Source organism: Ralstonia sp. 110700041-2 (genome assembly GCF_056280165.1).
In genome coordinates, this window is sequence record NZ_JBSFAI010000012.1 from 1 (window position 1) to 14,859 (window position 14,859).

A 14,859-nucleotide genomic window follows, 5' to 3' on the forward strand; every position below is an offset into this window, starting at 1 on the left:
AAATATGGCATTGGGCGGCTTTACCCCGAAGCAGCGGCTGGCCATGGCCGCTTAGTTTCTACTTCTGCCGACTGTGGAAAACGGGGGCATTACCATCGCAGGCGTGACCGATTTCAGTGCGGGTAAGTTCGACACTGCCCACACGAGCGATCCGACGCGAGCGCTGGCGGGGTCGCCGTCCGGCGTGACGCCCACGATCCTGCTCGCGCATCAACCGCGTAGCGCCCCGGCCGCGGCAGAGGCCGGCTTCGACCTGCAACTGTCAGGACACACGCATGGTGGCCAGTTCTGGCCGTGGAGTTTGTTTGTCCCGCTGCAGCAGCCATTTACGGCCGGGTTGCACAAGCTGGGGCGTCTGTGGATCTACACCAGCCGTGGCACCGGATATTGGGGCCCGCCCAAGCGGTTCGGTGCGCCGTCGGAGATCACGCTGATTCGGCTGGAGCCGACTATCGGCTAAGCCGTGAGGGCGAGCGTCGGACGAAGAGCGATGGGACATCAACGTCTCGCGCCCGGCCGAGTCCACCCGCGCCGTCGCAGAGCATACGAAAGTTGTAACGGCGCCTCATACGGGCGACATGCCGGTCCGTGTCGTTCAGCTGACGGAGAGACGGAGATCGCCGCCCCGCTCAAGCAGGCCGATCGTGCGATGGACACGGTCAAGCGCTTGCGCAAGCAGGCACAGCTGGCGTACCGAAGCGTGCGCCTCAGCCCTTAAACACGCAGGTAGTGCTCGCGCTCGCCCAGCCAGCGCTTGAGATGGGTGTCGACGGCTTCAGGAAAGCGCGCAAGCATCTCGTCCGCGGTGCCCTGCGCAAACTCGACGAGCCACGCATCTTGGTTCAGGTCGGCAAAGCGCAGCATCGCTTCGCCCGATTGCCTCGCCCCCAGGAACTCGCCAGGGCCGCGGATCTCCAGATCGCGCCGGGCGATTTCGAAACCGTCGGTGGTCTCGCGCATGGTCTGCAGGCGTTGCTTGGCCGTCGGGGACAGTGGCGCCTGATACAGCAGCACGCAGACCGATTCCGCCGTGCCGCGCCCCACCCGCCCGCGCAGTTGATGCAGTTGCGCAAGGCCAAAGCGCTCGGCGTGCTCGATCACCATCAATGAGGCATTGGGCACGTCCACGCCCACTTCGATGACGGTGGTGGCCACCAGCACGTGCAGGTCGCCGCCGGCGAAGGCGCTCATCACGGCGGCCTTCTCGGCCGATGGCAGGCGTCCATGCACGAGGCCCACCTTCAGGCCTTGCAGACTTTGCGAAAGCGTCTCGAAGGTTTCAACGGCGGTCTGCAATTGCAGCGCTTCGCTTTCCTCGATCAGCGGGCAAACCCAGTAGACCTGTCGCCCTTCGCGTGCTGCGGCGTAGATGCGTTCAATCACTTCGTCGCGCCGCGCATCGTTGACCAGGCGCGTCACGATGGGCGTGCGGCCGGGCGGCAACTCGTCGATGGCAGAGACGTCGAGATCGGCGTAATACGTCATCGCCAGCGTGCGCGGGATCGGCGTGGCGGACATCATCAGTTGGTGCGGCACCTGGACGTTGGCGGCGGGGCCGTCGCCGTTGCTCGCCTTGCCGCGCAGGGCGAGCCGCTGCGCCACGCCGAAGCGATGCTGTTCATCGACCACCGCCAGGCCGAGCCGCGCGAACGTGACCGCATCCTGGATCAGCGCGTGCGTACCGATCACGAGTTGCGCCGTGCCGGCCGCCACGCGCGCCGCCGCCTCGTCCTTCTGCTTGCGCTTGAGGCTGCCGGCCAGCCAGACGATGTCCACGCCAAGCGGTTCGAGCCACGCAGAAAGCTTGCGATAGTGCTGCTCGGCCAACAGTTCTGTCGGCGCCATCAGCGCCGCCTGCCAGCCCGCATCGATGGCCTGGCAGGCTGCCAGCGCGGCAATGACGGTCTTGCCGCTGCCCACATCGCCCTGCAGCAACCGCTGCATCGGGTACGGGTGCGCGAGATCGGCGCGAATCTCTTCCCACACGCGGGCCTGGGCGCCGGTCAGCTTGAACGGCAGCGCATCCATGAAGCGCGCGAGCAGCCCATCCTTGCCGCTGTCGCGCAGGATGGGCGCGTTGCGCATGCGGCGCGCGGCCTGCGCACGCTTGAGCGACAACTGCTGCGACAGTAGTTCATCAAACTTGATGCGCAGCCACGCCGGGTGCGTGCGCTCGACGAGGCTGTGCTCATCGACATCGGGCATCGGCTGATGCAGCAGGCGCACGGCGTCGGCCGGCGTCATCAGCTTGAGCGGCGCGAGCGGGCCGGTGACGAGGCTGTTCGGCAGCGTTTCCGGCAGCGGCGTGCGCGTGAGCGCGTTCAGGATCGCCTTGCGCAGATAGGCCTGCGCCACGCCGGCCGTGCTCGGATACACCGGTGTCAGGCGATCGGGCAGCGGCTCATCGTCCGCCACGGCGCGCACGGTCGGGTGCACCATCTCGGCGCCGAAGAAGCCGCCGCGCACTTCGCCGCGCACGCGCAGGCGCACGCCTTCGGCCATCTGCTTGACCTGGCTGCCGTAGAAATTGAGAAAGCGCAGGACCAGCTCGCCCGAGTCATCGGCGATATGCACGACGAGCTGCCGACGCGGCCGAAACGCCACTTCATTGCGCGTGACCGTGCCTTCCACCTGCGCAGCCCAGCCGGTGTTGGCGCGGGCCGTGGCCTCGGCAATGGTCAGCAGCGTGGTTTCATCCTCGTAGCGCATCGGCAGATGGAGGACGAGATCGACGTCGCGGTGCAGGCCGAGCTTGGCGAGCTTGTCTGCTGGGCGGGCAGTTTTGGCCGTTGCCTTGGCTGGCTTGTCTGCCGTGGCCGCGCGTTTTGGCTTCGGCGCCGGCGCAGTATCAGCGTCGGGCATAGGAGCAGCATCAGTGGCGGAACGGGCGCGAGACGGCACAGGACGTTTACAATGGCGAACTTTGCGAGTCGCCCGATTGTACCGGCGCCCGCGACCATCACTTGGCGCAATCCACGTCTGCGCCACTTTTCATGCTGACGCTGTCCGATTTCGATTTCGATCTGCCGCCTGAGCTGATCGCACAAACCGCCCTGCCCGACCGCACCGCGAGCCGCCTGCTGGCCGTACGCCGTACGGAAGATGCCGTGCATTTTGAAGACCGCCAGTTTGCCGACCTGGTCGACTACCTGCGCCCCGGCGACCTGCTGGTCTTCAACGACACGCGCGTCATCAAGGCACGCTTTTTTGGCCACAAAGCCAGCGGCGGCAAGGTGGAGGTGCTTGTCGAGCGCCTGCTGGACGAACACACGGTGCTGGCGCAGATCCGCTCCAGCAAGTCGCCCGTCGAGGGCACCTCGCTGCGCCTGGCCGACGCCTTTGACGTGACGGTCGGACCGCGCGCCGAGCCGTTCTTTACGTTGCGTTTCCCGCAGCCGGCGCTCGATCTGATCGAGCAGTACGGCCGCCTGCCGCTGCCGCCCTACATCGAGCACGACCCCGACAGCTTCGACGAGACGCGCTACCAGACCGTCTATGCGCGCAACCCGGGCGCCGTCGCGGCACCCACGGCCGGTCTGCATTTCGACGATGCGCTGTTCGCCAAGCTGGACGCCATGGGCATCCGGCGCGGTTTTCTCACGCTGCACGTCGGTGCCGGCACGTTCCAGCCGGTGCGCGTGGAAAACATTGCCGAGCACCGCATGCACAGCGAGTGGTACGAAATTACGCCCGAACTGGCCGAAGCGATCCGCGCCACGCGCGCAGCCGGCGGCCGCGTGATCGCGGTCGGCACAACGTCGATGCGCGCGCTTGAATCGGCCGCGCAGCCGGATGGCACGCTCAATGCCTGCAGCGGCGAGACCGACATCTTCATCACCCCCGGCTACCGCTTCCGCGCCGTCGACCTGCTGGTGACGAACTTCCACCTGCCCAAGTCGACCTTGCTGATGCTGGTATCGGCGTTTGCCGGCATGAGCGCCATCCGTGAGGCCTATCAGCACGCCATCGCCCAGCGCTACCGCTTCTTCAGTTACGGCGACGCCATGCTGCTGACGCGCGCCCCCACCGAACCCGGCAACCCGGCGAACCCGGCGAAACCCAATCGCTCTGACCATGCTCAAGTACGAACTGCTCACCACTGATGGCCTCGCCCGACGCGGCCGCATGACCCTGAACCACGGCGTGGTCGAAACGCCCATCTTCATGCCGGTGGGCACCTATGGCGCGGTCAAGGCGATGTCCCCGGCGGAGCTGAAGGACATCGGCGCACAGATCATCCTTGGCAACACGTTCCACCTGTGGCTGCGCCCGGGCCTGGAAGTGATGGACGCGCACAAGGGCCTGCATGGCTTCAACGGCTGGGACAAGCCCATCCTGACCGATTCGGGTGGTTTTCAGGTGTTTTCGCTGGGTGATCTGCGCAAGATCACCGAGGATGGCGTGACGTTTGCGTCGCCCATCAATGGCGACAAGCTGTTCCTGTCGCCCGAGATCTCGATGCAGATCCAGCGCCGGCTGAACTCCGACATCGTCATGCAGTTCGACGAATGCACGCCATACAAAATCGGCGATCGCCCCGCCACCGAGGCCGAAGCCGCCGCCTCGATGCGCATGAGCCTGCGTTGGGCCCAGCGCTCACGCAACGAATTCGAGCGCGAGAAGAATCCGAACGCGCTGTTCGCCATCGTCCAGGGCGGCATGTTCGAGAACCTGCGCGATGAATCGCTGGCCGGTTTGCAAGCGATTGACGCCGATGCGGGCGGCGAAGGTTTCGGCGGCTACGCCATCGGTGGCCTGTCGGTCGGCGAACCCAAGGAAGACATGATGCGCGTGCTGCAGCACGTGGCGCCTCGCCTGCCTGCCGACAAGCCGCATTACCTGATGGGCGTGGGCACGCCGGAAGACCTGGTGGCAGGCGTTGCCGCCGGCGTCGACATGTTCGACTGCGTGATGCCGACCCGCAACGCGCGCAACGGCTGGCTCTTCACCCGCTTTGGCGACATCAAGATCAAGAACGCGGTGCACCGCAACGATCCGCGCCCGCTGGACGAGACCTGCGGTTGCTACACCTGCAGCAATTTCTCCCGCGCCTACCTGCACCATTTGCAGCGCGTCGGCGAGATCCTGGGTGCCCGCCTGAACACCATCCACAACCTGTATTACTACCTGGAATTGATGGCCGAAATGCGCACCGCCATCGAGTCGCACGGCTTTGCCGCATTCCAGGCGCGCTTTGCTGCAGACCGCGCGCGCGGAGCGTTGTAACGCGCCTGCCCAGGGTGCCCGGCGCGCCCATTTGCCGCAGCATCGCAATGGTAGAATGTCGGGTCCGATTTTTGACCGATTGACGAACCATTACGGAGTTCTGACGTGTTCCTGATTTCCGACGCTTACGCGCAAACTGCACCGGCAGCTGGTGGTGCCGCGGGTGGCCTGATGAGCTTCCTGCCCATCATCCTGATGTTCGTGGTGCTGTGGTTCATCATGATCCGCCCGCAAATGAAGCGCCAGAAAGAAACCAAGGCGATGCTCGAAGCCCTGGCCAAGGGCGACGAAGTGGTCACCGCCGGCGGCATCCTCGGTAAGGTCAGCAAGGTGGCCGAGCAGTACGTCACCGTGGAAATCGCTGCCAACACCGAAATCACTGTCCAGAAGAGTGCCGTGACCACCGTGCTGCCCAAGGGCACGCTCAAGGCGCTGTAATCGCCACATCCAGGCGCCGCGCACGATTGTGCCGGCGCCGGAACCCCAGGCAGCGCCTATTCTAAGAATCCGCGCCCGCGCCCTTCGGCGTCGCCTCTCTGCATTCCAAGATGAATCGCTATCCGCTCTGGAAATACCTTGTGATCCTGGTGGCGCTTGCCATTGGGTTCCTCTATACGCTGCCGAACTTCTTCGGTGAGGCGCCTGCTGTGCAGGTGTCTTCGGGCAAGGCCACCGTCAAGGTCGACCTGAACGTGCAAAAGCAGGTCGAGAGCCTGCTGGCTGCGGCCAGCATTCAGCCCGACGGCGTGTTCTTCGACAACAACGGCACCTCCGCCAGCGTGCGCGTGCGTTTTGCCGACACCGACACGCAGCTCAAGGCCAAGGACATCCTGGCCCGCGGCCTGAACACCGATCAAGCCGATCCGACCTACATCGTGGCGCTGAACCTGCTGCCCGGTTCGCCGCGCTGGTTGAGCGGGGCACCGTTCTTTGCCAAGCCCATGTTCCTGGGCCTCGATTTGCGCGGTGGCGTGCACTTCCTGCTGCAGGTCGACATGAACGGCGCCGTGACGAAGAAGCTCGACTCGCTGGCCGGCGACATCCGCACGCAACTGCGTGACAAGGGCATTCGACACAGCGGCATCGACCGCAACGGCAACACCATCACGATCAAGTTCAGCACCCCGGACGACGCCGACCGCGCCCGCACGCTGCTGGCCGATTCGACCCGCGAACTGGCCTACACCGTGGACAAGAGCGCCGACGGCGCCACGCTCACCGGCACCTTCACCGCCGCTGCGATGAAGGAAGTGCAGGACAACGCAGTCAAGCAGAACATCGTCACGCTGCATAACCGAGTGAACGAACTCGGCGTGGCCGAGCCGGTGATCCAACAGCAGGGTCCGGACCGCATCGTTGTGCAATTGCCCGGCGTGCAGGACACCGCCAAGGCCAAGGACATCATCGGCCGCACCGCTACGCTGGAAGCGCGCCTGGCCGATCCGAACGCGCCGCTCGCGCCCCGCCCCGGCGACCCGGTGCCGCTGGGCGACGAGCTGTTCACGCAAGGGCGCAGCGCTCCCGTCCTGCTGCAGAAGCAGGTGATCTTCACGGGCGATCGCATCACCAGCGCCTCGGCGGGCTTCGACCAAAACCACAATTCGTCGGTCGACATCACGCTCGACGGCCAGGGCGGCCGCATGCTGCGCGATGTCTCGCGTGACAACATCGGCAAGCGCATGGGTATCGTGCTCTTTGAAAAGGGCAAGGGCGAAGTGCTGACGGTGGCGACCATCCAGTCCGAACTGGGCTCGCGCTTCCAGATCACCGGCATGGGCTCGACCGAGGCGGCTTCCGACCTGGCGCTGCTGCTGCGTGCAGGCTCGCTGGCCGCGCCAATGGAAATCATCGAAGAACGCACCATCGGCCCATCGCTGGGTGCCGACAACATCAAGAAGGGCTTCGATTCGGCGCTGTACGGCTTCCTCGCCATCTCGGTGTTCATGGTGCTGTACTACATGCTGTTCGGCGCGTTCTCGGTGGCGGCCCTGGGCGTCAACGTGTTCCTGCTGATCGCACTGCTCTCCATGCTGCAGGCCACGCTCACGTTGCCGGGTATCGCGGCCATCGCACTGGCGCTCGGTATGGCCATTGACGCGAACGTGCTGATCAACGAGCGCGTGCGTGAAGAGCTGCGCAGCGGCGCGTCGGCACAGATGGCCATCGCCGCCGGCTTTGACCGTGCCTGGGCGACCATCCTCGATTCGAACGTGACGACGCTCATCGCCGGTCTGGCGCTGATCGCCTTCGGTTCGGGCCCGGTACGCGGCTTCGCGATCGTGCACTGCCTGGGGATCGGCACGTCCATGTTCTCGGCGGTGTTCTTCAACCGCGGTCTCGTGAACCTCTGGTACGGCCGCAAGAAGAAGCTCCAGAGCGTCGCCATCGGGCAGGTGTGGAAGCCGGGCAATACGAACGCGGAATCGCCCGCCAAGTAATCACGCCACCCACAACGAATCTCGCATAAAACCGGCACCGCCCCCAACATGAAGGGGCGGTCGCCACAAAGGGCAGACCATGGAGTTTTTCCGCATCCGCCGCGACATTCCGTTCATGAAGCACGCGTTGATCCTCAACGCGCTGTCGTTCCTGACGTTTATCGCCGCTGTCTTCTTCCTGTTCCACAAGGGGCTGCACCTGTCGGTGGAGTTCACCGGCGGTACGGTGATGGAAGTCGCTTACACCCAGGCCGCCGATCTGCCGAAGATCCGCGGCGACGTTGAGAAGCTCGGCTACGCCGATGCGCAGGTGCAGAACTTCGGCACCTCGCGCGACGTGATGATCCGTCTGCCGCTCAAGACCGGCCCGGACGGCAAGCCCATCGCCTCGGCCGTGCAAAGCCAGCAGGTGATGACAGCCCTGAACGCAGTGAACCCCGACGCCAAGCTGCAGCGCGTTGAGTTCGTCGGCCCGCAAGTGGGCAAGGAGCTCGCCACCGACGGCCTGCTGGCGCTCCTGTTCGTTGTGGTCGGCATCGTGATCTACCTGTCGATCCGCTTCGAATGGAAGTTTGCCGTTGCGGGCGTGATCGCCAACCTGCACGACGTTGTGATCATCCTGGGCTTCTTCGCCTTCTTCCAGTGGGAGTTTTCGCTGTCGGTGCTGGCGGGGGTGCTGGCGGTGCTGGGCTATTCGGTCAACGAATCCGTGGTGATTTTCGACCGGATCCGCGAAGCCTTCCGCAAGTACCGCAAGATGAACACGCACGAGGTGATCGATCACGCGATTACCAGCACCATCTCGCGCACGATCATCACCCACGGCTCGACCGAAATGATGGTGGTGTCGATGCTGGTGTTCGGCGGCCCGACGCTGCACTACTTCGCCCTGGCGCTGACGATCGGTATCCTGTTCGGTATCTACTCGTCGGTGTTCGTTGCCGCTGCGCTGTGCATGTGGCTCGGCGTCAAGCGTGAAGACCTGGTCAAGTCCGAGAAGAAGGCCGGTGGCCCGAAAGAAGACGATCCGAACTTCGGCGCGCAGGTCTGAAGACCTCGCTTCGCATCGCCCTGAAAGCGCATTCTCGGGCAACAAAAAGCCCCGCAGCTGCGGGGCTTTTTCTTTGGTTGTAGCGGCTGCGTGGCTTATTGCTGCGCGACGCTGGCGTCTTGCTTGACGCCTTCCACCTGGATCTTCAGCTTGGTTTCCATGTTGAAGCCATAGGCCTTGCCGTAGTCCACGCCGAAGTCGTCGCGCTTGAACTTCATCTCGGCATCGGCGCCGCAGACTTCACGCTTGAGCATCGGGTGCTGCATGCACTTGAACGCGTCGATTTCCAGCTTGGCCGGCTTGGTCACGCCATGCAGCGTCAACTGGCCTTCGGCTTCGGTCGGCACGTCGCCCTTGAACTTCGTGAAGTTGCCCTTGAACGTGGCGGTCGGGTACTTGGCCACGTCGAAAATCTCGGCGCTCTTGGCGTGCTCGTTCATCTTGGCGAGACCGAAGTCGATGCTGTCAGTCTGCACGGTCACGTCGATGCTGCCGGTCTTGGCGGCGCGATCCAGCGTCACGGTGCCGCTGGACTTTTCGAACTTGCCGCGCCACTTCGACAGACCGCCCATGTGGTCAGCTTCGAAGCTTGGGTAGGTGTGGCTCGGATCGAGTTGGTACGTGGCCGGTGCAGCAAAGGCGGCGGTGGCAGCAATGGCCGACAGTGCGGCAACGAGGGTACGCAATTTCATGAGAACTCCTGCGGATAAAAGCGGCACACGAGGGCCGGAAAAACGTTGGGTTGGAACTGCTGATTACTTCTTGGCGATGACGACGCGGAACTTGATCGTTACGTCGTCCGAGACGACCGACGTGTCCTTCCACTCACCGTCACCCACCTTGAATGCGTTGCGCTTGACCGGCAGTGCGCCTTCAAATATCTGCGTGGCGCCTTCCTGCCTGAAGGTGAAAGGTGCCGTCACATCTTGCGTAATGCCCTTGATGGTCAGCTTACCGACCACGTCAACCTTGCCGCCCGCGCCGGGCTTGAACGCAGACGACACGAACGTCGCCTTCGGATACTTGGCGGTGTCGAACCAATCCTTCTTCTTGAGTTCGTCGTTGTATTCCTTACTGCCCACGTCGACGCTGGTGACATCGATGTCGACTTTGGCAGTCGATGCCGCCACGTTGGCCGGGTTGTAGTTCACCGCCGCGTCGAACTTGCCGAACTTGATGTCCATCGGCACACCGAGCTGCTTGCCGGTGGCGGTGACGCTGCTCTTGGCGGCATCCACCTGGGCGATGGCCGATACCGACACGGCAGCGATCGCCAGCGCGCCGGCAGCAACCAGGGCGATGACGCGGGGGCGCACAAAACGTTTCATCATCAGACTCCTTCGGTCAGGCCGGATCATGCCGGCAGTCTTGGTGAGGATGGCGAGGCAGAAGCACCGGCACACACCGTGCACCGGCACGTTTGGAAATCAGCGGAGGAAAGGCACCATGCGGCGCAGCGTGCCGTCACGCTCGACGACGTGGTGCTTGAGCGCAGCCAGGATGTGCACCACGACGATGGCCGCCATGGTCCAGTTCAGCCATTCGTGCGCCATGCTGAAGATGTCTTTCAGCGCGTCGCTCTTGTCGAACGGCATCGGCAGTTCCCACAGGCCAAGATAGACAACCTTGACGCCGGCCGCGACGCTGAGCAGATAGCCGGTCAGCGGCACCGCAAGAATCAAAAGATACAACCCGACGTGCGCGGCTTCCGCGGCGGCGTGTTGCCACTTCGGCATGCCCGGCACAGGGCCCGGCGCGGGATGCGTCAAGCGCCACAGCACGCGCAGCACCGCAAAGATCAGCACCGTGATACCGATCCATTTGTGATACGAGAACAGTTTCAGCTTGGTAGGCGTAAAGCCCGGGATATCGGTCATGTACAGACCGAGCCCGAAGGCCGCGAAGATCAGCAACGCGACGATCCAGTGCATCGCAATCGCCGGCTTGGTATAGGCGCCGTGGTCAGCGGCGCCGCGCATGGCGGGATTCGAGTGGGCGGCTTGTGACATCGGTTCCCTCGGTATTTTGGAGCGCTCGGTGGCGGCGCCTGTGGATAGGGCCACGGCGCCAAACAGTTGTGCATTATTTGCGCAATCCGACCGGTCAAGTCAGCGCGAAGTTCACCAAGCAATTCAAATTTTTTGATTGACTAAGCATATTAATGCCAGCGGCTCAGCGGATAGCTCTGCGGAGGACGCCAACCAAAACGGCCCGCCCTCGGATTCGAGAGCGGGCCGTTCTTCAGACCACACCACCAAATTTTTGCAACAATCAGGCGATACGGCGCGCCAGTTCTTCTGCCTTGCCGATATAGCTGCCGGGCGTCATGTCCAGCAGCAGCTTGCGAGCGTCTTCGGGAATCGCCAGCGTGCCGATGAACTCACGCAGCGCATCTCGCGAAATGCCCTTGCCGCGCGTCAGTTCCTTGAGTTGCTCGTACGGGTTGGCAATGCCGTAGCGACGCATCACGGTCTGCACCGGCTCGGCCAGCACTTCCCAGCAGGCGTCGAGGTCTTCGGCCAGACGGGCCGGGTTGGTTTCGAGCTTGCCGAGGCCGCGCAGGCAGGCGTCGTATGCGAGCAGGCTATAGCCGAACGCCACGCCGATGTTGCGCAGCACGGTCGAATCGGTCAGATCACGCTGCCAACGCGATACCGGCAGCTTTTCCGACAGATGGCGCAGCACCGCGTTGGCCAGGCCGACGTTGCCTTCGGAGTTTTCGAAGTCGATCGGGTTGACCTTGTGTGGCATCGTCGACGAGCCGATCTCGCCGGCCTTGGTCTTCTGTTTGAAGTAGCCCTGCGAGATGTAGCCCCAGACGTCGCGGTCCAGATCCAGGATGATCGTGTTGGCGCGCGCCACGGCGTCGAACAGCTCCGCCATGTAATCGTGCGGCTCGATCTGGATGGTGTACGGGTTGAACGTCAGGCCCAGGCGCGTCTCGATCACGTTCTTCGAGAAGGCTTCCCAGTCCAGCGACGGATACGCCGACAGGTGCGCATTGTAGTTGCCCACGGCGCCGTTCATCTTGCCCAGCAGTTCAACGGCTTCGATGCGGCGGATGGCGCGGTCCAGGCGCGCGGCCACGTTGGCCATTTCCTTGCCCAGCGTGGTCGGGCTGGCCGGCTGGCCGTGCGTGCGCGACAGCATCGGCACGTCGGCGTTGGCATGAGCCAGCTCCACCAGGCGAGCCTGAACGCGGCGCAGCGTCGGCACGATCACGGTGTCACGCGCACCCTTGAGCATCATCCCGTGGGAGGTGTTATTGATGTCTTCCGACGTGCAGGCGAAGTGGATGAACTCGCTGGCGGCTTCCAGTTCGGCATTGCCGCGCACGCGCTCCTTCATCCAGTACTCGACGGCCTTCACGTCATGGTTGGTGACGGCTTCGATCTCTTTGATGCGGGCGGCGTCTGCCTCGGCAAAGTTCTCCACCAGAGCCAGCAGTGCGCCCTCGGCGGCGGCCGAGAAGCGCGGAATCTCTGCCAGGCCAGCCTGCGACAGGGCGATCAGCCAATGCACCTCCACCTTCACGCGATTGCGCATGAAAGCGGCTTCCGACAGCCACTCGCGCAGCGGATCGGCCTTGGCAGCGTAGCGGCCATCGATGGGAGACAGAGCGGTCAGGGCAGAAAGCGACGACATGGCAGGCGGGGAAAAATGTGAAGGGAATCTCAATCCGGACAACCCGGACGCGGCATTGCGCGTTGAACCAAGGTGCATATGCGCACCCAAGCGAGCCCGCGATTTTACCACCCGGCACCTGTCTTTCATGGCCAATCCAGCCTAAAGCAAGCCTCCGTTTGGTTGAGTTGGGGCCAGGCGCCGCCCAGCGCACTCGGGAAAGTGCGCGGCTATACTTCCGCCTCCAACATGACATGCCTATGAAACTGATCGGATCGCACGCCAGCCCGTACACCCGCAAGGTGCGCGTCGTCCTGGCTGAAAAGAAAATCGACTACCAGTTCGTGCTGGAAGACGTGTGGAGCGCAGATACGCAGATCCACCAGTTCAACCCGCTGGGCAAGGTGCCCTGCCTGGTGATGGACGACGGCGGCGCCCTGTTCGACTCGCGCGTCATTGCGGAATACGCCGATACGCTGTCGCCGGTGGCGCGCCTCATTCCGCCTTCGAGCCGTGAACGCGTAGAAGTGCGCTGCTGGGAAGCGCTGGCCGACGGCCTGCTCGACGCCGCGCTCATGCTGCGCATCGAACATACACAGCGCACGCCGGAGCAGCGCAGCGAAACGTGGCTCGCGCGCCAGAGCCACAAGATCGATCAGGCGCTGCAAGCCATGTCGCAAGGCTTGGCCGACAAGACCTGGTGCAACGGAAACCATCTGACGCTGGCCGACATCGCCGTCGGTTGCGCACTTGCCTACCTGGATTTCCGCCAGCCGCAGATCGACTGGCGCGAGCGTCACGCCAACCTCGCCACGTTCTACGCGCGCATTGAAAAGCGGCCGAGTTTCATGGAAACCCAGCCGCAGTAATCCATAGCAATTGGCGAGCGTTACACGGCCACCGGATCAAACCGTTCGGCCCGGGCCATCGGCCAGTAGCGTTCGTACAACTGGAAGCGATACCGCCCGGCCAGCAGGTCGCCGGGTTCGAGGTACTTGAGCAGAGCGGAGAGCAACTGCACCTCGTTACCCGACACGCGCCGCACGATGTGGTGCGCGCGGAAATCCGCCGGATGCTGCAGGCCGGCCGCCTGCGTCAGTTCCAGCAGTGCATGCAGCGTGTGCGCGTGATATTGATGCACGCGCTCGGCCTTGTCCGGCACCACCAGCGCCTTCTGGCGAGACGGGTCTTGTGTCGCCACGCCGGTCGGGCAGCGGTCGGTGTGGCACTTCTGCGCCTGGATGCAGCCCAGCGCAAACATGAAGCCGCGCGCAGCGTTGCACCAGTCGGCACCCATCGCGAGCGTGCGGGCTACATCGAACGCCGTGACGATCTTGCCTGACGCGCCAATCTTGATCTTGTCGCGCAGGTTAGCTCCCACCAGCGTGTTGTGCACCAGCAGCAGCCCTTCCTGCAGCGGCGTGCCGACGTGGTCGGTAAATTCCAGCGGCGCCGCACCCGTGCCGCCCTCCGCCCCGTCGACGACGATGAAGTCCGGCAGGATGCCGGACTCGAGCATTGCCTTGACGATGCCGAAGAACTCCCACGGATGCCCGATGCACAGTTTGAAGCCGGTCGGCTTGCCGCCCGACAGCGTACGCAGCCGATCCACAAACTGCAGGAGCCCCAGCGGCGTGCTGAATTCCGAATGCGCGGCCGGCGAGATGCAGTCCTTGCCGATCTGAATACCGCGCGTGGCGGCAATCTCGGGCGTCACCTTGGCGGCAGGCAGGACGCCACCGTGCCCCGGCTTGGCGCCCTGAGACAGCTTTACCTCGATCATCTTCACCTGGGGGCTGCGCGCCTGTTCGGCAAAGCGGTCCGGATCAAAGCGGCCATTGGCGTCACGGCAGCCGAAGTAGCCGGAGGCGACTTCCCAGATCAGGTCGCCGCCTTCTTCGCGGTGGTACGGCGAGATCGAACCCTCGCCCGTGTCATGGATGAAGTTGCCGAGCTTCGCACCACGGTTGAGCGCGCGAATGGCATTGCCCGACAGCGCCCCGAAGCTCATCGCCGAGATGTTGAACACCGACATCGAATACGGCTTGGCGCGCCCCTCGCCCACCATCACGCGGAAGTCCGACGAGGCAATGCGCGTTGGCGCCAGCGAGTGGCCGATCCACTCGTGCCCCGCCACCTTCACATCGACTTCGGTGCCGAACGGACGGCTATCGACTTCGCCCTTGGCGCGCTGATAAACGATGCTGCGCTGGGCGCGCGAGAATGGCTTTTCGTCCGTGTCGTCTTCAACGAAGTACTGGCGTATTTCCGGGCGAATGAACTCGAACAGGAAGCGGAAATGGCCCCAGAGCGGGTAGTTGCGCAGCACCGAATGGCGCGTCTGCGTGAGGTCGTGCACGCCCAGGATGACAAACATGCCCGGAATGACCGCGCACACCCAATGCAGGCGCCCCGCCACCGCAAACCCGGCGGTGACGGCAAACAACAGCCCAACGCCCGCAAAGGCCCAGTAACGACGTGGCAGCATGACCAACCCTGTGGAGACGAATCAGGGCGCAA

12 protein-coding genes and 1 pseudogene are annotated in these 14,859 nt (G+C 63.9%); 7 read left to right on the forward strand and 6 right to left on the reverse strand.

Annotation, left to right across the window (positions count from 1 at the left end; translation table 11 throughout):
* Positions 1-94 precede the first annotated feature (94 nt).
* A pseudogene (locus ACUXH0_RS17770) lies at positions 95-460 on the forward strand (metallophosphoesterase); the annotation flags it as partial.
* Between the two features lie 254 nt (positions 461-714).
* Here the strand turns inward: ACUXH0_RS17770 and recG are convergent.
* Complete coding sequence (recG, locus tag ACUXH0_RS17775) at positions 715-2,862, reverse strand: ATP-dependent DNA helicase RecG (RefSeq protein ID WP_012436380.1); 2,148 nt, start codon at positions 2,860-2,862, stop codon at positions 715-717.
* Positions 2,863-2,993: 131 nt separating this feature from the next.
* On the opposite strand from recG, the gene queA reads away from it, so the two are divergent.
* From queA to secF, 5 genes are all read left to right on the forward strand, one after another.
* Entirely contained in the window at positions 2,994-4,103 is a 1,110-nt protein-coding gene (gene queA / locus ACUXH0_RS17780; protein WP_182594449.1) for a tRNA preQ1(34) S-adenosylmethionine ribosyltransferase-isomerase QueA, read from the forward strand.
* Positions 4,075-5,226, forward strand: a complete 1,152-nt coding sequence (gene tgt / locus ACUXH0_RS17785) for a tRNA guanosine(34) transglycosylase Tgt (protein ID WP_012436382.1) — start codon at positions 4,075-4,077, stop codon at positions 5,224-5,226. The genes queA and tgt overlap by 29 nt, the downstream gene beginning before the upstream one ends.
* 105 nt (positions 5,227-5,331) lie before the next feature.
* On the forward strand, positions 5,332-5,664 hold the full coding sequence (gene yajC, locus ACUXH0_RS17790) for a preprotein translocase subunit YajC (RefSeq protein ID WP_004632835.1): 333 nt from the start codon (positions 5,332-5,334) through the stop codon (positions 5,662-5,664).
* Positions 5,665-5,774: 110 nt separating this feature from the next.
* Positions 5,775-7,664: a protein translocase subunit SecD gene (gene secD / locus ACUXH0_RS17795; RefSeq protein WP_012436383.1), complete on the forward strand. Its 1,890-nt coding sequence runs from the start codon at positions 5,775-5,777 to the stop codon at positions 7,662-7,664.
* Between the two features lie 79 nt (positions 7,665-7,743).
* Positions 7,744-8,715 (forward strand): protein translocase subunit SecF, encoded by a 972-nt coding sequence (gene secF / locus ACUXH0_RS17800; RefSeq protein WP_004632837.1) that lies wholly within the window; start codon positions 7,744-7,746, stop codon positions 8,713-8,715.
* A 95-nt stretch (positions 8,716-8,810) separates the two neighbouring features.
* On the opposite strand, the gene ACUXH0_RS17805 is transcribed toward secF, so the two are convergent.
* The 4 genes from ACUXH0_RS17805 to purB all read right to left on the reverse strand — a co-directional run bounded on the left by ACUXH0_RS17805 (position 8,811) and on the right by purB (position 12,360).
* The gene (locus ACUXH0_RS17805) at positions 8,811-9,407 is read right to left on the reverse strand and encodes a YceI family protein (protein ID WP_012436384.1); all 597 of its coding nucleotides are present in this window, start codon (positions 9,405-9,407) and stop codon (positions 8,811-8,813) included.
* Positions 9,408-9,470: 63 nt separating this feature from the next.
* A complete protein-coding gene (locus tag ACUXH0_RS17810) occupies positions 9,471-10,043 on the reverse strand; it encodes a YceI family protein (protein WP_012436385.1) in 573 nt (190 codons plus the stop codon).
* 99 nt (positions 10,044-10,142) lie between these two features.
* Entirely contained in the window at positions 10,143-10,724 is a 582-nt protein-coding gene (locus ACUXH0_RS17815) for a cytochrome b (RefSeq protein ID WP_012436386.1), read from the reverse strand.
* A 262-nt stretch (positions 10,725-10,986) separates the two neighbouring features.
* On the reverse strand, positions 10,987-12,360 hold the full coding sequence (gene purB, locus ACUXH0_RS17820; RefSeq protein ID WP_004632841.1) for an adenylosuccinate lyase: 1,374 nt from the start codon (positions 12,358-12,360) through the stop codon (positions 10,987-10,989).
* Positions 12,361-12,599: 239 nt separating this feature from the next.
* Here purB and ACUXH0_RS17825 point away from each other — a divergent pair, with 239 nt between their 5' ends.
* Positions 12,600-13,208 carry a glutathione S-transferase gene (locus ACUXH0_RS17825; RefSeq protein WP_012436387.1) on the forward strand — a complete coding sequence of 203 codons (609 nt, stop codon included), beginning with the start codon at positions 12,600-12,602 and terminating at the stop codon, positions 13,206-13,208.
* 20 nt (positions 13,209-13,228) lie between these two features.
* Here the strand turns inward: ACUXH0_RS17825 and ACUXH0_RS17830 are convergent, their stop codons facing one another.
* On the reverse strand, positions 13,229-14,827 hold the full coding sequence (locus ACUXH0_RS17830) for an FMN-binding glutamate synthase family protein (RefSeq protein WP_012436388.1): 1,599 nt from the start codon (positions 14,825-14,827) through the stop codon (positions 13,229-13,231).
* Positions 14,828-14,859: the final 32 nt, after the last annotated feature.

Coding starts and splice junctions, on each gene's coding strand:
- recG (WP_012436380.1), bottom strand. CDS start 2,862: ATGCCCGACGCTGATACTGCGCCGGCGCCGAAGCCAAAACGCGCGGCC.
- queA (WP_182594449.1), top strand. CDS start 2,994: ATGCTGACGCTGTCCGATTTCGATTTCGATCTGCCGCCTGAGCTGATC.
- tgt (WP_012436382.1), top strand. CDS start 4,075: ATGCTCAAGTACGAACTGCTCACCACTGATGGCCTCGCCCGACGCGGC.
- secD (WP_012436383.1), top strand. CDS start 5,775: ATGAATCGCTATCCGCTCTGGAAATACCTTGTGATCCTGGTGGCGCTT.
- secF (WP_004632837.1), top strand. CDS start 7,744: ATGGAGTTTTTCCGCATCCGCCGCGACATTCCGTTCATGAAGCACGCG.
- ACUXH0_RS17805 (WP_012436384.1), bottom strand. CDS start 9,407: ATGAAATTGCGTACCCTCGTTGCCGCACTGTCGGCCATTGCTGCCACC.
- ACUXH0_RS17810 (WP_012436385.1), bottom strand. CDS start 10,043: ATGAAACGTTTTGTGCGCCCCCGCGTCATCGCCCTGGTTGCTGCCGGC.
- ACUXH0_RS17815 (WP_012436386.1), bottom strand. CDS start 10,724: ATGTCACAAGCCGCCCACTCGAATCCCGCCATGCGCGGCGCCGCTGAC.
- purB (WP_004632841.1), bottom strand. CDS start 12,360: ATGTCGTCGCTTTCTGCCCTGACCGCTCTGTCTCCCATCGATGGCCGC.
- ACUXH0_RS17825 (WP_012436387.1), top strand. CDS start 12,600: ATGAAACTGATCGGATCGCACGCCAGCCCGTACACCCGCAAGGTGCGC.
- ACUXH0_RS17830 (WP_012436388.1), bottom strand. CDS start 14,827: ATGCTGCCACGTCGTTACTGGGCCTTTGCGGGCGTTGGGCTGTTGTTT.